Source organism: Kitasatospora sp. NPDC098663, assembly GCF_044760075.1.
GTDB lineage: Bacteria > Actinomycetota > Actinomycetes > Streptomycetales > Streptomycetaceae > Kitasatospora.
The window spans coordinates 1-1,061 of the sequence record NZ_JBIWAP010000151.1 but is presented as its reverse complement, the minus strand read 5'-3'; the positions used below and the strand labels follow the sequence as shown (position 1 = coordinate 1,061).

Annotated in this window: 1 protein-coding gene; it reads left to right on the top strand. The window is 68.1% G+C overall.

From position 1 onward, the window contains the following. Positions 1–114: 114 nt before the first annotated feature. A partial coding sequence (locus ACIQVZ_RS42550) for an IS481 family transposase (protein WP_402458590.1) occupies positions 115–1,061 on the top strand: 947 nt, incomplete at its 3' end.

Here is a 1,061-nt window from a genome sequence, read left to right as displayed (position 1 = left end):
CGAAACGCCCTAGGTGTATTGATCACGAGCGTTGTTAACAGCGCTGGGTCTTGATCATGGCGAAGACCTCCGGTGTGGTGGAGGTGTCTAGGACTACACCGCACGGAGGTCTTCGTGTCCCACCGTAATGCCCGGCTGACCATCCACGGCAGGCGGCTGCTGGTCGAACGTGTCCGTTCCGGACGCCCGGTCGCGCATGTCGCGGCCGAGATGGGCATATCCCGCCCCACGGCCCACAAATGGGTCCGCCGCTGGAAGACCGAAGGCGACGCGGGTCTGGCCGACCGATCCAGCCGGCCGCACACGACCCCGCACCGGACAGCGGCCGACATCGAAGCACGAGTCTGCGACCTGCGACGGACCCGCAAGCTCGGGCCGGCCAGGATCGGCCCGATCCTGGGACTGCCCGCCTCAACCGTGCACCGGATCCTGACCCGCCACCGGCTCAACCGCCTGGCCTGGCTCGACCGCCCGACCGGCACCCTGATCCGCCGCTACGAACGCGACCGGCCGGGCGAACTGATCCACGTCGACGTGAAGAAACTCGGCCGGATACCCGACGGCGGCGGCCACCGCGTCCTGGGCCGCGACGCCGGCAGACCGGTGCGGGGCATGGGCTTCGACTACATCCACTCCGCCGTCGACGACCACTCCCGCCTGGCCTACAGCGAGATCCACCCCGACGAGAAGGTCGCGACCTGCGCGGGCTTCCTGGCCCGCGCGGCCACCTTCTTCCACACCCACGGCATCGACCGGATCGAACGGGTCCTGACCGACAACGCCTGGGCCTACCGCAAAGGCCTGGCCTGGAAGAACGTCCTTGCCGACCTCGGCGCGACCGGCAAACTCACCCGCGCCTACCGGCCGCAGACCAACGGCAAGGTCGAACGCTTCAACCGCACCCTGCTCGACGAATGGGCCTACCTACGGCCCTACACGTCAAACCACGAGCGGACCCAAGCCCTGGCAGACTTCCTCCACACCTACAACCACCACCGCTGCCACACCGCACTCGACGGACACCCGCCCATCAGCCGCGTCAACAACGCTGCGGGTCGATA